Annotated in this window: 17 protein-coding genes; 4 read left to right on the forward strand and 13 right to left on the reverse strand. The window is 63.1% G+C overall.

Annotation, left to right across the window (positions count from 1 at the left end):
• Positions 1-232: 232 nt before the first annotated feature.
• Positions 233-949 (forward strand): ribonuclease PH, encoded by a 717-nt coding sequence (gene rph, locus U1738_RS04975; RefSeq protein ID WP_332787900.1) that lies wholly within the window; start codon positions 233-235, stop codon positions 947-949.
• Entirely contained in the window at positions 946-1,584 is a 639-nt protein-coding gene (gene rdgB / locus U1738_RS04980) for an RdgB/HAM1 family non-canonical purine NTP pyrophosphatase (RefSeq protein WP_332787901.1), read from the forward strand. Before rph ends, rdgB begins: the two co-directional genes overlap by 4 nt.
• 144 nt (positions 1,585-1,728) lie before the next feature.
• Here the strand turns inward: rdgB and U1738_RS04985 are convergent, their stop codons facing one another.
• From U1738_RS04985 to U1738_RS05000, 4 genes are all read right to left on the reverse strand, one after another.
• The gene (locus tag U1738_RS04985; protein ID WP_332787902.1) at positions 1,729-2,913 is read right to left on the reverse strand and encodes an MBL fold metallo-hydrolase; all 1,185 of its coding nucleotides are present in this window, start codon (positions 2,911-2,913) and stop codon (positions 1,729-1,731) included.
• Positions 2,914-2,980: 67 nt separating this feature from the next.
• A complete protein-coding gene (locus tag U1738_RS04990) occupies positions 2,981-3,901 on the reverse strand; it encodes an EamA family transporter (protein WP_332787903.1) in 921 nt (306 codons plus the stop codon).
• Between the two features lie 156 nt (positions 3,902-4,057).
• The gene (locus U1738_RS04995) at positions 4,058-4,348 is read right to left on the reverse strand and encodes a GIY-YIG nuclease family protein (RefSeq protein WP_332787904.1); all 291 of its coding nucleotides are present in this window, start codon (positions 4,346-4,348) and stop codon (positions 4,058-4,060) included.
• Positions 4,349-4,469: 121 nt separating this feature from the next.
• The gene (locus tag U1738_RS05000; protein ID WP_332787905.1) at positions 4,470-5,993 is read right to left on the reverse strand and encodes a fumarate hydratase; all 1,524 of its coding nucleotides are present in this window, start codon (positions 5,991-5,993) and stop codon (positions 4,470-4,472) included.
• Between the two features lie 167 nt (positions 5,994-6,160).
• Between U1738_RS05000 and U1738_RS05005 the strand changes: the two genes are divergently transcribed.
• Entirely contained in the window at positions 6,161-8,776 is a 2,616-nt protein-coding gene (locus U1738_RS05005) for a putative bifunctional diguanylate cyclase/phosphodiesterase (protein WP_332787906.1), read from the forward strand.
• Between the two features lie 18 nt (positions 8,777-8,794).
• Here the strand turns inward: U1738_RS05005 and U1738_RS05010 are convergent, their stop codons facing one another.
• From U1738_RS05010 to U1738_RS05045, 8 genes are all read right to left on the reverse strand, one after another.
• Positions 8,795-9,406, reverse strand: coding sequence for a hypothetical protein (locus U1738_RS05010; RefSeq protein ID WP_332787907.1), 612 nt, complete (start codon positions 9,404-9,406; stop codon positions 8,795-8,797).
• 110 nt (positions 9,407-9,516) lie between these two features.
• Positions 9,517-9,960, reverse strand: a complete 444-nt coding sequence (locus tag U1738_RS05015) for an ExbD/TolR family protein (protein WP_332787908.1) — start codon at positions 9,958-9,960, stop codon at positions 9,517-9,519.
• A 76-nt stretch (positions 9,961-10,036) separates the two neighbouring features.
• Positions 10,037-10,687 carry a DUF4893 domain-containing protein gene (locus U1738_RS05020; RefSeq protein WP_332787909.1) on the reverse strand — a complete coding sequence of 217 codons (651 nt, stop codon included), beginning with the start codon at positions 10,685-10,687 and terminating at the stop codon, positions 10,037-10,039.
• 1,011 nt (positions 10,688-11,698) lie between these two features.
• A complete protein-coding gene (locus U1738_RS05025) occupies positions 11,699-11,950 on the reverse strand; it encodes a DUF2442 domain-containing protein (RefSeq protein ID WP_332787910.1) in 252 nt (83 codons plus the stop codon).
• Between the two features lie 4 nt (positions 11,951-11,954).
• The gene (locus tag U1738_RS05030; protein ID WP_332787911.1) at positions 11,955-12,740 is read right to left on the reverse strand and encodes a hypothetical protein; all 786 of its coding nucleotides are present in this window, start codon (positions 12,738-12,740) and stop codon (positions 11,955-11,957) included.
• Positions 12,740-13,234 carry a Panacea domain-containing protein gene (locus tag U1738_RS05035; RefSeq protein ID WP_332787912.1) on the reverse strand — a complete coding sequence of 165 codons (495 nt, stop codon included), beginning with the start codon at positions 13,232-13,234 and terminating at the stop codon, positions 12,740-12,742. Before U1738_RS05035 ends, U1738_RS05030 begins: the two co-directional genes overlap by 1 nt.
• The gene (locus U1738_RS05040; RefSeq protein WP_332787913.1) at positions 13,231-14,289 is read right to left on the reverse strand and encodes a ribonucleotide-diphosphate reductase subunit beta; all 1,059 of its coding nucleotides are present in this window, start codon (positions 14,287-14,289) and stop codon (positions 13,231-13,233) included. Before U1738_RS05040 ends, U1738_RS05035 begins: the two co-directional genes overlap by 4 nt.
• 200 nt (positions 14,290-14,489) lie before the next feature.
• A complete protein-coding gene (locus tag U1738_RS05045; protein WP_332787914.1) occupies positions 14,490-14,690 on the reverse strand; it encodes a hypothetical protein in 201 nt (66 codons plus the stop codon).
• 59 nt (positions 14,691-14,749) lie between these two features.
• Between U1738_RS05045 and U1738_RS05050 the strand changes: the two genes are divergently transcribed.
• The gene (locus U1738_RS05050) at positions 14,750-15,010 is read left to right on the forward strand and encodes a DUF2171 domain-containing protein (RefSeq protein ID WP_055777530.1); all 261 of its coding nucleotides are present in this window, start codon (positions 14,750-14,752) and stop codon (positions 15,008-15,010) included.
• Between the two features lie 256 nt (positions 15,011-15,266).
• On the opposite strand, the gene U1738_RS05055 is transcribed toward U1738_RS05050, so the two are convergent.
• Positions 15,267-17,207: a ribonucleoside-diphosphate reductase subunit alpha gene (locus tag U1738_RS05055; RefSeq protein ID WP_332787915.1), complete on the reverse strand. Its 1,941-nt coding sequence runs from the start codon at positions 17,205-17,207 to the stop codon at positions 15,267-15,269.
• Between the last annotated feature and the right edge of the window lie 323 nt (positions 17,208-17,530).

The raw sequence follows: 17,530 nt of genomic DNA on the forward strand, positions 1-17,530 counted from the left end.
GCCCCTTGTTTCGGGGCGATACCGCCGGCCGATCGACGATGACGCTGCCTTGCAATGTTGGGAAATCCTTGAAAGCGTTCGGCATCATCCACCGGGCAGCGGGGCACATACCCAAGTTGCACGAGGCCGATACCGTGTGACTTTGTGTGAACTTCGCCGGCCGTTCACCGGGGGTGACATGATCTGCGCCACCCACTACGGCACCGCCAACCATTCCTGAGGAGATTTCCCCATGCGCCCATCCGGCCGCGCCCCCGATCAGATGCGCGTCATCACCATCGAACCGCGCTTCACCAAACACGCCGAGGGTTCCGTCCTGATCGGCTTCGGCGATACGAAGGTGCTGGTCACCGCCTCGGTCGAAGAAAAGGTGCCGCCGTTCATGCGCGGCAAGGGCGAGGGTTGGGTCACGGCGGAATATGGCATGCTGCCGCGCGCCACCAATACGCGCAACAATCGCGAAGCCGCCAAGGGCAAGCAATCCGGCCGCACGCAGGAAATCCAGCGCCTGATCGGCCGGTCGCTGCGCGCCGTCACCGACATGAAGCTGCTCGGCGAACGCCAGATCGTGCTCGATTGCGACGTGATCCAGGCCGATGGCGGCACGCGCACCGCCTCGATCTCCGGCGCATGGGTCGCGCTGCGCCTCGCGATCGACGGACTGCTCGAAAGCGGCAAGCTGACCGCCGATCCGCTGACGCAGAAGGTCGCGGCGATCAGCTGCGGCATCCATCAGGGCACGCCGGTCCTCGATCTCGATTATATCGAGGATTCGAATGCGGATGCCGATGCGAACTTCGTCCTGCTCGAAAACGGCAACATAGCCGAGGCGCAGGCCACCGCCGAGGGCGCGACCTATGACGAGGAAGCCCTTTTGCGTCTGCTGCGTTTGGCCCGTATCGGCTGCGCGGATATCTTCGCGGCACAAGCGAAGGCAGTGGCGAAATGAGTACGGAAGGCGATGTTCCTCAGGCGATCCGCAAGCTGAAGCCCGGTAAGCTGGTCATCGCCACGCACAATGCCGGCAAGCTTCGCGAAATCCGCGAACTGCTCGGGCCGTACGGGATCGAACCGATCTCGGCGGCGGAACTCGATCTGCCCGAGCCCGAGGAAACCGGCACCACCTTCGTCGCGAACGCCGAACTGAAGGCGATGCAGGCCGCCGATCTTTCCGGCCTGCCGGCGCTTGCCGACGATAGCGGCCTGTGCGTCGATGCGCTGAACGGCGATCCCGGCGTCTACACCGCCAATTGGGCCGAGACGGCCGATGGCAAGCGCGACTGGACGATGGCCATGGGCAAGGTCGAGGATAAACTCGCCGCACTCGGCCCGGACGTCAGCCGCCGCGCACACTTCGTCAGCACGCTCGCGCTCGCCTGGCCGGACGGGCACGTCGAATGGTTCGAAGGGCGGATCGACGGTATGCTCACCTGGCCGCCGCGCGGGGCAATGGGCTTCGGCTACGATCCGGTGTTCGTGGCGGACGGCCACGAGCAGACTTTCGCGGAGATGGACCCGGCGGCCAAGGCCGCGATCAGCCACCGCACCGACGCGTTTCGCCAGTTGGTGGCGGCGGTGCTGTAGAAGGCGATACCTTCAAATAGATCCGTTCGTGCTGAGCTTGTCCAAGCACGTGCTCCACAATCTCCGGCTGCGATTGGAACACGTCCTTCGACAAGCTCAGGACGAACGGAGAGAGGGAGTCGTCAAACCTTATTTCATCAGACTCTAACGCAGCGCCCGCACCGCAGGCGTATCGAGGCATTTGACCACCGCCGCGCGCGTCACCACCGGCGGCGAGGCGGCATCGACAAGCGCCGGGATCTCCACCGGCCGGCCGATCTGCGTGGGCGCGAACCGGCGGATCGGATCGCCCGCCTGCCCGCTGCACGCCATCGCCTTGGCCAGCAATTTGGGCGGCGTCAGATACGCTTCGTACGTCTGGCGAAAGGTGCCCCAATGGATCGGGATCGCGGTCTGCGCGCCGAGCCGGCGGAACACCTCCACCGCATCGACCGGCCCGATATGCGCCGCCGATGCCATCTGCCCGGGCACGAACCGAAACGCCCCGATCGGGATCAGCGCCAGCCGGATCCGCCCCAACCGCGCCGCCTCGTCGGCCCAGGCAAGATCGCCTGCCCCGGTATCGCCGCCGAAGAACAGATTGCCGCCCGGCAGTTCGATCACGAAGCTCGACCAGAGCGCGCGATTGCGATCCGCCAGATACCGCGTCCCCCAATGATGGTTGCGCGTCACATGCACCGTCGCGGCGTGCCCCGGCACCGGCACCACCCCGCCCCAATCCCGCGCCACCGCCTCGATACCCACGGACCTGAGCAACGTGTCGTTACCCAGGCTGGTGACGATCAACGGCCGGTCGCGCGCCCACAAGGCCTGCAGCGTCGGCAGATCGAAATGGTCGTAATGGTTGTGGCTTAGCACCACGACGTGGATCTTGGGCAGGTCGGCCATCCGGATGCCCGGTTCGGCGACACGCTTCACGCCGATCCCGAACGGCCCGGTCTTGGTGCTCCACACCGGATCGGTCAGGATGTTGAGGCCCGGCACCTGCACCAGCACGCTGGAATGCCCGATCCATGTGGCCCGCATCCGCCCCGCCGCCGCACCCGGCGGCAGCAGCTCGGCCGGCGCGGCCGGATGCACGAACACCTTGGCGGGCCAGGCCGGGCGCCCGTCGCTCCCGGTCATCTGCCGCCATAGGAACGCCAGCCGATTGTTGCCCGGCAGCCGCAGATCGTCGTCGCTGCCATCCGCATTGAAGAAATGCGCGCCATCGAAATGGCTGCTGCGTGGCCCCTGATAATAAACCCGGTCGAGGAATTGCGGCACGATCACCGCCGCCAGGCAAAAGGCGATCACGACGAACAGCATAGAGGTCAGGACGATGCGCATCACGCGCCGGGGGGGTCGATCTTGCAGACATCATCGTCCCGTCCCACAGCCGCGCCACGGCGGCAAGCTACAGCGCGCCAGCCAATGCCAGCACTACCCCGGTCCCGACCAGCACCAGACCTACGCCCTCACTCCTGGCCATTCGCTCGCCGAGATAGAAGTGCGCGAACGCCATGGTGAAGGCGATCTCGATCTGCCCGACGATGCGGACCAAAGCGACCGGGGCGGAGGCGAAGGCGGTGAACCAGCACGCCGAGCCGAGCGAGGACATCATCCCCACTTGCCCTGCGATCCGCCAATTGGCGAACACCAGCGGCACCTGATCCCGCTCGCGCCACCACAGATAGCCGCCTTGCAGGATCGTCTGCAGCGCCACCGTCGCAGCCAGCGTCAGCACCCCGGCGCGGATATGGTCGCCGGTGCCGATTTCCATCGTCGCGCGCCGGATGCCGATCGTGGTCAGCGCGAAAAAGAAGCCCGACGCCATGCCGTAGATCGCCGCCTTCTGCCCCAGCGCCCAAAACAGTTCGCGCGGCCCCATCCTCTTGCCGCCGGTCGACAGGATCATCACCCCCGCCACACCGCTGCCGATACCGAGCCACACGAGCAGGGAGAGGCGATCCCCGAGCAGCAGCACCGACAGCAATGCGCTCTGCACCGCCTCGGTCTTCGAATACGCGGTGCCGACGACGAAATTGCGCTCCTCGAACGCCATCAGCAACAGGTTGGTGGCGATGATCTGGGCGATCCCGCCCGCCGCGCAGAACAGCAGGAAGTGCGATCCGAGCGTCGGAAACGGCGCCGGCGCGATCCCCCACTGATACAGCGCGGCAAAGGTGAAAGCGAACGGCAGCCCGTACAGATACCGCACCAGCCCCGCCGCATTCACCGACAGATCCTTGCCCACGCGCCGCTGCACCGCCGTCCGCCACGCCTGAAGCGCGCCAGCGAACAGAGTGGCGGGAATCCAGATCGGCGCGGCGATCATGCCTTGCCGCTTTGGCGGAAGTCAGGTCTTTGGTTGGGGTTAACGGCGGACCAATTTATCCAGCGGTCCCGGCCTGCGCCGGGACGACGGGAGGTGGCGTCGTCCCGGCGGAGGCCGGGACCGCTGGCAGAGGCACGCACCGGTGGCCCCGCAGCGTCATTCATGCAGCGTATCCCAAAGATCGTCCCAGTTCGGATTGGCCTCGGCGATCAGCCGGCATTTCCATGCCCGGTTCCATTCTTTCAACCGCTTCTCCCGCACGATCGCATCTTCGATGGTATCGTGGATCTCGATCAGCACGAGCCGGGTACAGTCCCATTTCGCGGCGAATTTCGAGCCGCGCTTATCACGATGCGCCTGGATGCGTTGCAGGTCTGCGGTGACGCCGATATAGAGAACGCCGAATGGCTTGTTCGTCATGATGTACGTGTAGCCGCCGCGCTTCATTTGTGCCCCAACACGTCAATCCTGAACACGTCGTCCCGGCGAAGGCCGGGACCGCTGAGTTTGGTGAGATCGGCGTGCCTCGAACGCAGCGGTCCCGGCCTCCGCCGGGACGACGAGTTTGCTACACGCCCACCAGCAACCCCTCCCGCGCGATCTTTTCCTTCCACACCAGCGGCGCGAGCTGGTGCACGTTATTGCCCTCGCTATCCACTGCCACCGTCACCGGGAAATCCTGCACCTCGAATTCGTAGATCGCCTCCATGCCGAGATCCGCGAAGCCGACGACCTTCGATCCCTTGATCGCCCGCGCGACCAGATAGGCCGCACCGCCGACCGCCATCAGATAGGCCGATTTACCCTCGGCGATCGCCTTGGTCGCGTCCGCGCCGCGTTCGGCCTTGCCGACCATCGCCAGCAGGCCCTGGCCCAGCATCATGCGCGTGAATTTGTCCATCCGCGTCGCGGTGGTCGGGCCGGCCGGGCCGACCACCTCGTCACCGACCGGATCGACCGGGCCGACATAATAGATCACCCGTCCGGCGAATTCGACCGGCAGCGGATCGCCGGCGTCCAGCATGTCCTTGATCCGCTGATGCGCGGCATCACGCCCGGTCAGCATCTTGCCGTTGAGCAGCAGCCGGTCGCCCTGTTTCCACGTCGCAACGATCTCCGGCGTCAGCGTATCGAGGTCGACGCGGATCGCGGCGGTATCGGGCTTCCAATCGACCTTGGGCCATTCGTCCAGCTTCGGCGCTTCAAGGAACGCCGGGCCGGATCCGTCGAGCGTGAAATGCGCGTGGCGCGTGGCGGCGCAATTGGGGATCATCGCGACCGGCTTGCCCGCCGCATGGCACGACGCATCCATGATCTTGACGTCGAGGATGGTGGAGAGGCCACCAAGGCCCTGAGCGCCGATGCCGAGTGCGTTGACCTTGTCGAAAATCTCGATGCGCAGTTTCTCGATATCGGTCTTCGGCCCGCGCGCCTTCAGCGGCCCCATGTCGATCGGCTCCATCAGCGCCTGCTTGGCGAGCAGCACGCAATGTTCCGCCGTGCCGCCGATACCGATCCCAAGCATCCCCGGCGGGCACCAGCCCGCGCCCATCTGCGGCAACATCTCCAGCACCCAATCGACGATCGAATCGCTCGGGTTCATCATCTTGAACTTCGACTTGTTCTCGCTGCCGCCGCCCTTCGCCGCGACATCGACCGATACCGTGTTGCCCGGCACCATCTCGACGTGCAGCACGCACGGCGTGTTGTCCTTCGTGTTGCGCCGGGTGAACGCGGGATCGGCCAGCACCGAGGCGCGCAGCTTGTTTTCCGGGTTCAGATACGCCTGCCGCACGCCCTGATCGACGATCTCCTGCAACGACCGGCCGGTCTCGTCGAAGCGGCAGTCCATGCCCCATTTGACGAACACGTTGACGATGCCGGTATCCTGGCAGATCGGGCGATGCCCCTCGGCGCACATCCGGCTGTTGGTCAGGATCTGCGCGATCGCATCCTTGGCCGCGGGCGATTGCTCCGCCTCATAGGCTTCGCCCAACGCGTGGATGTAATCCATCGGGTGGAAATAGCTGATGAATTGCAGGGCGTCGGCAACGCTCTCGATCAGATCGGCTTCGCGGATGATGGTCGTCATGGATGGTCCTCGGGCGCAAACTTGGCGCTTCCTTATGCGCGCCGTGCGCGGCGGCCAAGTATTTTGCCAGTAACTTCGGCTTAACCAAACCCGGAAAGCAAATCCAAAACCTGCGCCGTTACCGAGGGTCGCAGATGCGCACCCCGGTCCTTTCCCTATCGTCAATCATGCCCGCCGCAAGCGGCCTGTGGCATAATCTGGTGCTGGGCGCGGACGAGGAGCGCGAACCCGAAACGCAGCACCGCCAGTTCGAACAGCTCGCCGTCGCCTGGCCCGCCGCCCTGATGGCGCAGGTGCTGGCCAGCGCGCTGCTGGTGTGGACGGCGTACCGGATCGGCAGTCCCGATCTGATCGAACGCTTCGCCCTGCATTCCGCTCTGGTGTTGGTGTTCGGCGCCGTCGCCCTAGGCCTGGTCAAGCTCAAAGCGTTGCGCGACCTGCCGCCCCATCACCAGGTACGCGCGACCGCGCTCTGCAGCGCGGGGCTCGGCGCCGGCCTGTTCTCGATGTTGTGGATCACTGGCGGTATCGGCAGCATCGTACTGCAACTGGCGAACTTCGTCGCTATTTTCAGCGCGATCATCGTCTCCGTGATCGCCCTGCAATCCGTCCGCGCCGCGCTGCTCGCGTTCGCCGTATCGCTAGTGGCGAGCATCGTCCTGCTCAGCGGCCTCAGCCCGGTCAGCGGCATCGCCCTGATCTTCCTCGCCTGCCTCGCGGTCGCCATCGCCGGTCTCGCGCGGCTCGATCACGTCCAGGCCGAAGCGCGGGTGGCCAATGAGACCCACGGATCGCTGGCGCGCCGGCTGGTGCATGAGTTCGAAGATCACGGCAACGGATGGTTCTGGCAGACCGATCGACAGGGCCGGCTCGTCTATCTGTCCTCCAAGGTCGCCGCCGAGGTCGCGGCGAGCGGTGCGCCCGCCATCGGACAGATGCTGACCGCCGTGTTCAAGGTCGACAGCGCCTCCCCCGATACCGAACGCACCCTGGGCTTCCATCTATCCTCGCGTACGTCCTTCTCGGATTATTCCGTCCGCCCGGTGGCGGAGGTCGCGGAACGCTGGTGGTCGATTTCGGGCCGTCCGATCATGGACGGGATGAGCCGGTTCCAGGGCTTCGTCGGCAGCGGCAGCGATCTGACGCAGAAGCGCCAGTCCGAAGCCGAGATCACGCGCCTCGCCTTGTTCGACGGGCTGACCGGGCTCGCCAACCGCCAGCGCATGCGCCTCTCGCTCGATCAGACGCTCGCCGCGCCGCAATCCGGCGTTCGCGCAACATCCCTGTTCCTGCTCGATCTCGTTCGGTTCAAGGCGGTCAACGATACGCTCGGCCACCAGACCGGCGACGCGTTGCTCAAGCAGGTCGGCCAGCGGCTGCAACGCAGCGTCGGCGATGCCGGGCTGGTCGGGCGATTGGGCGGCGACGAGTTCAAGGTCGTGCTGCCACGCGAAGCCAATCGCGATCGGCTGGCCGAGCTTGCCCGCATGATCATCGCCTCGCTGTCCCAACCCTATTTCATCGACGGATCGTCGATCACCATCGGCTGCTCGATCGGCATCGCCATTGCCCCCGAGGACGGCGCGGATTCGGAAACGCTGGTGCGCAATGCCGATCTCGCATTGTACGCCGCCAAGGCCGACGGACGCGGGATCCACCGCTTCTTCCGCAGCGAATTGCTGCTCGGCGCGCAGAACCGCAAGCTGCTTGAGGACGATCTGCGCAAGGCGTTGGCGCAGGACGAGTTCCACGTCGCTTATCAGCCGGTGGTCAGCGCCAGGACGGAACGCATCGTCGGCTATGAGGCGCTGCTGCGCTGGGACCACCCGTCGCGTGGCGCGGTCTCGCCGGCGGACTTCATTCCGGTGGCGGAGGATTGCGGGCTGATCGAGGCGATCGGCGAATGGGTGTTGCGCACTGCCTGCGACGAGGCGGCGAGCTGGCCCTATGATATCCGGGTCGCGGTGAACGTCTCGCCGATCCAGTTCGCCAATCCGGCGCTGCCCGCCATCGTCACCAGCGCGCTGGCCCGATCCGGCATCAGCCCCGATCGGCTGGAACTGGAGATCACCGAGGGCGTGTTCCTCAACGAAAGCGCATCTTCGGAGAAGATGTTCAAGAGCCTGAAGGGCCTCGGCGTCCGGCTAGCGCTCGACGATTTCGGCACCGGCTATTCCTCGCTCGGCTATCTGAAGAAGGCGCCGTTCGACAAGATCAAGATCGACCAGAGCTTCGTGAAGGGCGCGGCGATCGCCGGCAACCGCAACGCCGCGATCATCAAGGCGATCGTCACGCTTGCCGATACGCTCGGCATGGAAACCACGGCCGAGGGGGTCGAGGTGCAGGACGAGATCCAGTTGATCCGCGACCTCGGCTGCACGCATATCCAGGGCTATGTCTACGGCAAGGCGGCGCGCGCCGCCGCGGTGGTGGAACAGCTGGAGGCCAAGGGCGGCATGGCCACCGCGACCGGCTATCGCGCCAGCCGCTCGCCGCGCACCACGATGCTGCGCAGCGCCCGCATCTCCTCCGACGGCGTCGAGGGCGAGGTGCGCATCCGCAACATGTCGGCAACCGGCGCGTTGATAGACGGGATCGATATCGAGGGCGACGCGGCAGGCATCGACGTGCTTATCGAACTGCTGGAGGATCAGATGTTTCCGGCCAAGCTGCGCTGGGCGGCGGACGGCAAGGCCGGCATCGAGTTCGCGCAGAACTTCAACATGGAGCGCCTCAACCCGGCGACCGCCGCACTCCCGACCTCGATCCGCCGCTCGGCCTGATCCGGACCTGCCGCCCGTTCAGCTCTTAGGGCGGGGTTTGATGTCGGCGGTTTTCAAATGCCATGCCTCGTCGGCCTTGTCGTCGCTGACGCCCGGCACGATGCGGTGGAGGGTGACGCTGCCGAGCATGTAGACCGGAGTCTCGCCCGCCTTCAGCCGGCCATAGACCTGCACCGGCACGGTCACCCAGCGCTGGCTCATGCCGGCATCCACCTTGCCCGGCGCGCCGACATTGGCGTGGTATTCGCTATACTTGTCGAAGCTGGCAGCGAAGGCATCGGCGGACATGCCGGAATCCTGACCCCCATGGCCCCACAAGGCCCAAGCCTCGCGATACTTCTTCTCGCCGAGCAGCGCGTAATAGATCTGAACGACGTTCGCCGCGCCCTGTGCGCTGTCCGGTGTGAACGGCGCCTCCGAGATGGGCGTGCGATCATCGGGCAGGCCGCCGGGGGTGCCGGGTGCGGGCGGATCCAGCGGTGCGAGACTGGCCGCCGGGCTGGGCAATGTGCTGGGCCGGGGCGTCGGACTGGCGGCGGCGTAATTGTCGATGCTGTGCTGGGCTTGCTCGGCGGCAAAGTTGATATCGACGCCGTTGGTGTTGGTCGGTTGCTGGGAACAACCGGCCAACCCGATCAGAAGAATAAGCGCGTGGCGCATGGGGAAACCTCGATACGAATCAGGGTCGCCTTAACGCCGCGCAAGCACGCACTGTTCCGTACATTTCTCCCGCCCGCCGGTCAGCGCAGATCGCCGAACTTCGCGAAACGATCGTTGCCGACGAAGCCGAGCCGGGTCACGCCGGCGCGGCGGATCGTCGCCAGCGTCTGATCGAAGCGTTCGTAGCGGGCATGGGCGTCGGCCGCGATCTGGAGCTGGGCATTGTCCTCCTTCATGAACCCGGCGAGGCGCGCGGGCAGCGCAGCGTCGGGGATCGGCACACCGTCATAGGCCAGGGTGCCGGCCTGAGAGAGATCGATGCGGTGGACGATCGTCTTCAGTGGATCGCCCGGCACCTGCTGCGGCAGATCGACCGGAATCTTGTGGTTCATGATCGGGATCGTCAGGATCATCATCACCAGCAACACGAGCAGCACGTCGATCAGCGGCGTGATGTTCATCTCCGACACGACCCCCATATCTTCGAAGGTGCGGCGGCGCAGGGCAAGCGGACGTGCGGTCATGGCAGTCTCTCCCGGATGAAGGCGGCAGCTCCGCCTGAGAGATGTTGTATCATTCTACGCCATGCCCGCAAGCCCGCTATTTCGCCTGCTGCTCCAGCGGCACGGGGGTGACCTCATAGACCGTGAGCAAGGCGCTATCGTCTATTGCTGCGAGCGTGAGACGCCAGCGGAACGGCGCGACGCGCTCCACCGTGCCGAGCGCATTGCGCGCGCCGGCCGCGCCGTAGGAGGGCGGCGTGACACGACCACGGGCATAGGCGCCGAGGAAGACGTAGCGCGTGTCGCCGTCCGGGTAGAGCCAGCCGACCGGGCGTTCGTCGCCGGTCTGCTTGCTGAACGACAGCGCCGCGCCCTCGCCCCGGACATAGCAGAAGAACGGCGGATAGGTGCGATAGGCGGGCATGCGGCGCGGGCCGCCGAGCTTCACGACGCGGCAGGTGTACGACCCCGGCGGCAGTGCGACATGATCGAGCGCGACCGCCGGATCGAGCAGCGCCCCTTCCTTGGCGAGCGCGGCGGCAAAGCGCGGGCGGGCGGCGGCGAGCGCCGGCGTCCAGGCGGCGGGCATGGCGGAGAGGCGGGCGGCATCGGGCGGCAGGATCACGCCCTGCCAGCTCTTGTCCGGCACAATCTCACTGGTGACGACGGGACGCGAGCCGCCGGTGGTGGCGCAACCGGCGAGCAGGACGAGTGCGGACGACAGCGCCAGGACGTCGCGACAACGCATGGATTTCCCCTAAAAATTTCCGAGTGCGGCAATAGTTGCCAATTCCTTAACGGCGCTATGCCCGATACGTTAACAAAAGGTAAACGCGGCTCCGGCCGGTCGGACGGCGGCGATAAGCCGAGGGTAATGCGCGGCGGATCGGTGGCGGTGGTGGGCGGCGGGGCGGTCTTAGGGTCACACCAGGGTCACACTATCGGGGATGTTCGCGGGGCGAAGGTCACGGAAGTTCACACGGTATCGGGGGTGTGCGCGGCCGAAGTTCACCGAAGTTCACACGGTATCGGGGGGTGCGCGCGGCCGAAGTTCACCGAAGTTCACACGGTATCGGGGGTGGCGGGGCGGTGGCGCGATCGCGAGCGTGCGATATCGTATCCGGTGCGGGATTGGCCTGTCGTGGCTGGCGTTGGTTGTGATGTGTCGGCGTGGATCATGATCTGGCGTGTCCGGGGCGCTGTGGCCGGACCATTTATCCTATTTGGTTTGTGTAGGACATTGGTTTTTGGAGAGCGGGGATCGGACGCCCTTGTTCGATCCATTCATGTTGAGCTGGTCGAGGCGCGTATTCGGATCGTGCGTTTCAACCGATTGGTTCGGGCTGGCCTTCTCTTGAATTCGTGCCTTCGTGGCTTCGTGCGAGAGATTTCTTGCGAAGGCGCGAAGGGATGAAGGCGCGAAGAAGATTGGTTCGCGCGGAGGCGCAGAGGACGCGGAGGTGTTGCGCTTGTCGAAAGGGCGTGCGTTTCGGATGAGGCGTCGTGGGGTGCGGGCTTCGGATTTGGCCCGCTGCGTTAGGTTCGAGCGTATTCGGAAATTCCGGTGTTTGATGCGGTGCGAACCGTACCACCCTCGTCGCCCCGGGCTTGACCCGGGGCCCCGCTCCTTTCTTCGTCCGACGACAGCATAAGAAGCGGGATCCCGGATCAAGTCCGGGATGACGGTGAGCGGTGAGGCATCACGCTGTCGCCCGGCACCTGCGGCCCGTTTCTAGACTGTGCTGGAAACGGCTCGCTTCTAGGCCGCCGTCCTGATCAACTCGCCACTGGTGTCGAGGCGACGGTGCAGCGCATCGGCGGACAGTTCGAACCCATTGGGCCAGGCCAGCGCGCCACCCTCGATGAACGCGCGGGCGAAGTAGGCCGGATCGGCGAGCGGGCGCGTCATCACCGTATCGCGCGCGATCAGATCGGATGCCGACCAGAGGGCCGTCGCGCCGTCGGCGAAAGTAAGGCGCACCGTCGCGTTGCGGTCTGCTTTAATTTGCACCAACTTAATCAAACAGACCTGGCTCGCGAAAATCGGGCTTATCTTCACTCCGAATGATAGTGCGATCTCTCTCCTTCCGTTTACGTTCTCGATCTTCCCACAGCGCCCTTGCAATTGGGAGAGCAGCGCTTTGCGCCCGAACATATAATTCGGCCTGCTCTCGCATCTCGTTGGGAGAAAATAGCGAGTAATCGCCTCTCTTGATGATGTACGGAATTCGAACTGGTCCGGTCTCTGTCTGTTGCTCTAAAAAGAAAACCACCTCGGCAGGCGAACGCCGATAATCGGTATGTGAATAAAGGCCCTCTTCAAGCATCGTCATCCAAAAACGAATTTGACTTCTGTCTAACGAGATGGATTTCCATCCACAAAGTGAGACTGGGATAAGGTTGCCATTCTCTAGAATGGTGAATGTCGGTTTGGTTGGAACACGAATATCACGCGACAATCGAAATTCACCGTTGTAACTTTCAACACAACGGGCCAGCGAATATCCTCGACATTCATCGTAGCGAAAAAATGCCTCTACGAATGAGGCATTTTGCCCACGCCCGGCAGGAGCCCCTGAACAAAGAACCGCATTCACCGCCGTATCCAATTCGAGTCCCAATTGAACATGGGTCTGGCATTGCTTCATTGCAGGCAAATAATTGAACGGTGGGATAGATACAGCAAAATTAGCAATGAGCTTTGTGGTAGCCAGCTCATCACCGATCACATTCAACCTAGCGCAATTTTGAGCACCGGGCGGGCGTGATACTTTTTTCTCAACTGCGTTAAATCCCGACATTAGTGCCTCTCTTTTTCGCGAAAATGCTTTTGAATTAGATCGTCTGAAATCTCCATGCCGGGATTAACCCGGCCATCGTGAAACCAAATTTCGTACCAAGGACCATCGTGAACATGAGAAAGGTCAACAAGAGTTCCTGGCCTTAATTTGAGATAAGATGACGCAACTTCACGTAAAAAGTGCACCTCTCTTTCATCAAATTCATAGCTACAAACCTCTTTATCGCCGGTCTCCCTGCTTATTCTTCGAGCTCTTGACGTAATGGGAGTATCTTTGAATTGCTTAAATTCATGATATATTTCTCGGATAACCGGCCCATATTCCCAAGCTTCTATCCGTGCATCAATCAATGGTCGATCGAATTTAGCTAAAAATGCGCCGTGCAGAAAGTAAGCAACTTTGTTCAGAACCAAATTGGAGGCGGGAAGATTTAAATCGCCCGCAACATCCAATATGAAATTGGCAACAGATCGTGGATCTGTTCCTATTCTCACTCCGCCGCCACCCCAGCTCGCGAGAACATATCCCCCTCGCCGCTTGACGGATCCTCGTTCGCCGCCGGACCTGCCTTCGCCTTCTGGCGCTTGTCGAAGCCGTCCCACACTTCGTTCCAATTGCCCTTCGTCGCGGCCTTCGAATATTCGGTGGCGCGCTGTTCGAAGAAGTTGGCGTGTTCGACGCCGTTGAGCATCGGGGCGAGCCAGGGCAGCGGGTGTTCGTCGACCATGTAGATCGGCTTCAGGCCGAGCTGGTTCAGGCGCCAGTCCGCGATGTAGCGGATGTACTTCTTGATCTCCTTGGGCGTCATGCCGTTGACCGGGCCCATTTCGAACGCGAGATCGATGAAATTGTCCTCGAGATGCACGGTGTGCTGGCACATCTCGCGAATGTCCGACTTCACCGATTTGGTGAAGCAATCGCGTTCCTTGCAGAAAGCGTGGAACAGCTTGATGATGCCTTCGCAGTGCAGGCTCTCGTCGCGGATCGACCAGGTGACGATCTGGCCCATGCCCTTCATCTTGTTGAAGCGCGGGAAGTTCATCAGCATCGCGAAGCTGGCGAACAGCTGCAGCCCTTCGGTGAAGCCGCCGAACATGGCGAGCGTCTTGGCGATATCCTCGTCGCTGTCGACGCCGAAGGTCTGCAGGTAATCGTGCTTGTCCTTCATCTCGCTATATTCGAGGAAGGCGCCATATTCGCTCTCGGGCATGCCGATCGTGTCGAGCAGATGGCTGTAGGCGGCGATGTGCACCGTTTCCATGTTGCTGAACGCGGCGAGCATCATCTTGATCTCGGTCGGCTTGAAGATACGGCCGTATTTCTCGTGATAGCAATCCTGCACCTCGACGTCCGCCTGGGTGAAGAAGCGGAAGATCTGGGTGAGCAAATTGCGTTCGTGATCGCTGAGCTTCTGCGCCCAATCGCGGCAATCCTCGCCCAGCGGCACTTCCTCCGGCATCCAGTGGATCTGCTGCTGACGCTTCCAGAAATCGAACGCCCAGGGGTATTCGAACGGCTTGTACTGCTTGCGGGCTTCGGTGAGGGACATGGGACTGGTCCTTTAAGCTAAATAACTGAAATATATAACGATTAGTAAGACGGAAATCGCGAATATTGCCGTGTATCGTATTCCCTGATGAATGCCGGGATGGGCACCTATGCCTCTGCTTGTGCTAAGTCGGAGACGCACAAGCATCTTCGGAAACGCAACCACCAACGCACAAACGAAGACAAGAAACCATAACGCGCTCACGATACCGCGCTCCAGTCCCACATCGCGGCGGCCGACATGGCGAGCACGACGCCGCCGGACACCGCCATGATGCCGACCATGCGGTAGACATAGACCTTGGCCGGCCCGGCGGGGCGGGTGAGCGCGAGGAGCAGGCCCGCGCCGATCAGCGTCAGCACGCCGCCGACCGCGAACATGATCAGGATTTGCCAGCTCATGCGACCAACTCCGCGGTCGCGCGTTCAACACCCGCAACAACCGCCAAGGAGCAAACATCATGGCCGATCTGAGCGCAATCAAGGAACATATGGAAGTCATCGGCGCGGACGGCGTGCATGTCGGCACCGTCGATCATGTCGAGGGCGACCGCATCAAGCTGACCAAGAAGGACAGCGGTGCCCAGGTGTCCGAAGGATCGGGCAGCCATGAAGGGCATCACCACTACATCTCCGGCGGCCTGGTCGCCGGCGTCGAGGGCGACAAGGTCCGCCTGAGCGCGAACGCCGATGTCGCCGTGGGCCTGGAAGAAGAGGCGTAAGCCCTTCAGCCTAGCCGACGCACGCAAAGCCCCGGTCCGCATCGCGCGGGCCGGGGTTTTTCTTTGCGAGAATGCGGCCTGGGTCATCAATTACTCTTTCGTGCGCGTTTCGGGCGCTCGTTTCACCCACCCCGTTCGTGCCGAGCTTGTCGAAGCACGTGCCTCCTAGCGCAGCGCCTGATCCACGTCCTTCGACAGGCTCAGGACGAACGGGGTAGAGGATAATGCGGCTCCAATTCTCCGCGCGCCCTGCCCGTCACTGACACGCCAAGCATTCGTCGTAGTCCGTCGTCTCGAACTCGTATTTCGGGGCGTCGATCGTGTTGTCGGCCTCCACGCCGCCCGCGAAGCCGGCGCGTTGCACGGATTTGGAGCGGAGATAGTAAAGCGATTTGATGCCCAGTTCCCAAGCGCGGAAGTGGAGCATCAGCAGATCCCACTTCTCGACATCGGCCGGGATGAACAGGTTGAGCGACTGCGCCTGATCGATGAACGGCGTGCGATCGCCGGCCAGTTCGAGCAGCCAGCGCTGGTCGATCTCGAAGCTGGTCTTGTAGCAATCCTTCTCCTCCTGGGTGAGGAAATCGAGGTGCTGGACGCTGCCGCCCTGCTCCAGGATCGTGTTCCACACCGCATCGCTGTTCTTCGATTTCTCGATCAGCAGCTTTTCGAGATACGGGTTCTTGACCGAGAAGGAGCCGGACAGCGTCTTGTGCGTGTAGATGTTGGCCGGGATCGGCTCGATGCACGCGCTGGTGCCGCCGCAGATGATCGAGATCGACGCGGTCGGCGCGATCGCCATCTTGCAGCTGAATCGCTCCATCACGCCCATGTCGGCGGCGTCAGGGCACGGGCCGCGTTCGTTGGCGAGGTGCATCGACGCCTCGTCGGCCTGCCCACGGATGTGCTTGAACATGCGCAGGTTCCACGACTTGGCCATCGCGCCTTCGAACGGCAGGCCGCGCGCCTGGAGGAAGGAGTGGAAGCCCATGACGCCGAGGCCGACCGAGCGTTCGCGCGCGGCGCTGTATGCGGCGCGTTCCATGCCGGGTTCGGCCCGCTCGATGAAATCCTGCAGCACGTTGTCGAGGAAGCGCATCACGTCCTCGATGAAACCCTTCTGGTCCTTCCACTGGTCCCAGGTTTCGAGGTTGAGCGACGACAGGCAGCAGACCGCAGTGCGATCGTTGCCGAGATGATCCTTGCCGGTCGGCAGCGTGATCTCGCTGCACAGGTTCGAGGTCGAGACCTTGAGGCCGAGATCGCGATGATGCTTGGGCATCGTCTTGTTCACATGATCGGCGAAGACGATGTACGGCTCACCGGTGGCGAGACGGGTCTCGACCAGTTTCTGGAACAGGCTGCGCGCATCGAGCGTGGCGCGGATCGACTGGTCCTTGGGCGAACGGAGGTTCCATTCCGCGCCGTCGCGCACCGCTTCCATGAAATCGTCGGTGATCAGCACGCCGTGGTGGAGGTTCAGCGCCTTGCGGTTGAAATCGCCCGAGGGCTTGCGGATTTCGAGGAACTCCTCGATCTCCGGGTGGCTGACGTCGAGATAGCAGGCGGCCGATCCGCGGCGCAGCGAACCTTGCGAGATCGCCAGCGTCAGCGAATCCATCACGCGGACGAACGGGATGATGCCGCTGGTCTTGCCGTTCAGGCCGACCGGCTCGCCGATGCCGCGCACATTGCCCCAATAGGTGCCGATACCGCCGCCGCGCGAGGCGAGCCAGACATTCTCGTTCCAAGTGTCGACGATGCCGTTCAAACTGTCCGGCACCGAATTGAGGAAGCACGAGATCGGCAGGCCGCGCCCGGTGCCGCCGTTCGACAGGACCGGCGTGGCGGGCATGAACCAGAGCTGCGAGATCGCATCGTACAGGCGCTGCGCATGCGCCGCATCATCGGCATAAGCCGAGGCGACGCGGACGAAGAGATCCTGGAAGCGCTCGCCCGGCAGCAGATAGCGATCGGTGAGCGTGTCCTTGCCGAAATCGGTCAGCAGCGCGTCGCGCGAATGATCGACCTCGACCGGAAACAATTGCGGCTTCACTTCCTTGGAATCGCCGCGCGTTTCCAGCTTGCGATCGACGCCGCCAGCCTTCGCCGTCGCGTTTGCGATCATCGTTTCCACTGCTTCCATCGTATCGCTTGCCATCGTTCCGCTCGCTTCCTGGCTGTCCCTGAAATCCATCGCTCACGTCCCTCGATCAAACTCTGTCACAAGATCGGTGTTCCCGATCCGTTCGAATCGGGGGCGAACCCCCATGCTATCATTCGGCGGCGATTCAGGAGAACAAAATATGCCCTTCGCCATCGGTCCCGCGACCGCGCGACGGCACCCCCGCAATATGGTGTCACGGGTTGCTCTCTACCAGTTCTTGGGTTCGCCCCCGAACTCAACCCCTACAGATTGTGCCCAATCGCGATGCGACGCAAGCCGGTAAATGACAGATTAGGGACTCGGTTCGTCGCTCGTACGAGTCGGTTCGTGGCACCCAGGCAATGCCGTAATGC

Origin of the sequence: Parasphingomonas caseinilytica, assembly GCF_036663755.1 — a bacterium.
In the GTDB taxonomy this organism is placed as follows: domain Bacteria; phylum Pseudomonadota; class Alphaproteobacteria; order Sphingomonadales; family Sphingomonadaceae; genus Sphingomonas.

Excerpts from the sequence above, each read along its gene's own strand:
- U1738_RS05030 (WP_332787911.1), bottom strand. The coding sequence starts at position 12,740 with ATGTCGGGATTTAACGCAGTTGAGAAAAAAGTATCACGCCCGCCCGGT.
- U1738_RS05055 (WP_332787915.1), bottom strand. The coding sequence starts at position 17,207 with ATGGATTTCAGGGACAGCCAGGAAGCGAGCGGAACGATGGCAAGCGAT.
- U1738_RS05020 (WP_332787909.1), bottom strand. The coding sequence starts at position 10,687 with ATGCGTTGTCGCGACGTCCTGGCGCTGTCGTCCGCACTCGTCCTGCTC.
- U1738_RS04985 (WP_332787902.1), bottom strand. The coding sequence starts at position 2,913 with ATGCGCATCGTCCTGACCTCTATGCTGTTCGTCGTGATCGCCTTTTGC.
- U1738_RS05050 (WP_055777530.1), top strand. The coding sequence starts at position 14,750 with ATGGCCGATCTGAGCGCAATCAAGGAACATATGGAAGTCATCGGCGCG.
- rdgB (WP_332787901.1), top strand. The coding sequence starts at position 946 with ATGAGTACGGAAGGCGATGTTCCTCAGGCGATCCGCAAGCTGAAGCCC.
- U1738_RS05015 (WP_332787908.1), bottom strand. The coding sequence starts at position 9,960 with ATGACCGCACGTCCGCTTGCCCTGCGCCGCCGCACCTTCGAAGATATG.
- U1738_RS04995 (WP_332787904.1), bottom strand. The coding sequence starts at position 4,348 with ATGAAGCGCGGCGGCTACACGTACATCATGACGAACAAGCCATTCGGC.
- U1738_RS05040 (WP_332787913.1), bottom strand. The coding sequence starts at position 14,289 with ATGTCCCTCACCGAAGCCCGCAAGCAGTACAAGCCGTTCGAATACCCC.
- U1738_RS05005 (WP_332787906.1), top strand. The coding sequence starts at position 6,161 with ATGCCCGCCGCAAGCGGCCTGTGGCATAATCTGGTGCTGGGCGCGGAC.
- U1738_RS05045 (WP_332787914.1), bottom strand. The coding sequence starts at position 14,690 with ATGAGCTGGCAAATCCTGATCATGTTCGCGGTCGGCGGCGTGCTGACG.
- rph (WP_332787900.1), top strand. The coding sequence starts at position 233 with ATGCGCCCATCCGGCCGCGCCCCCGATCAGATGCGCGTCATCACCATC.
- U1738_RS04990 (WP_332787903.1), bottom strand. The coding sequence starts at position 3,901 with ATGATCGCCGCGCCGATCTGGATTCCCGCCACTCTGTTCGCTGGCGCG.
- U1738_RS05000 (WP_332787905.1), bottom strand. The coding sequence starts at position 5,993 with ATGACGACCATCATCCGCGAAGCCGATCTGATCGAGAGCGTTGCCGAC.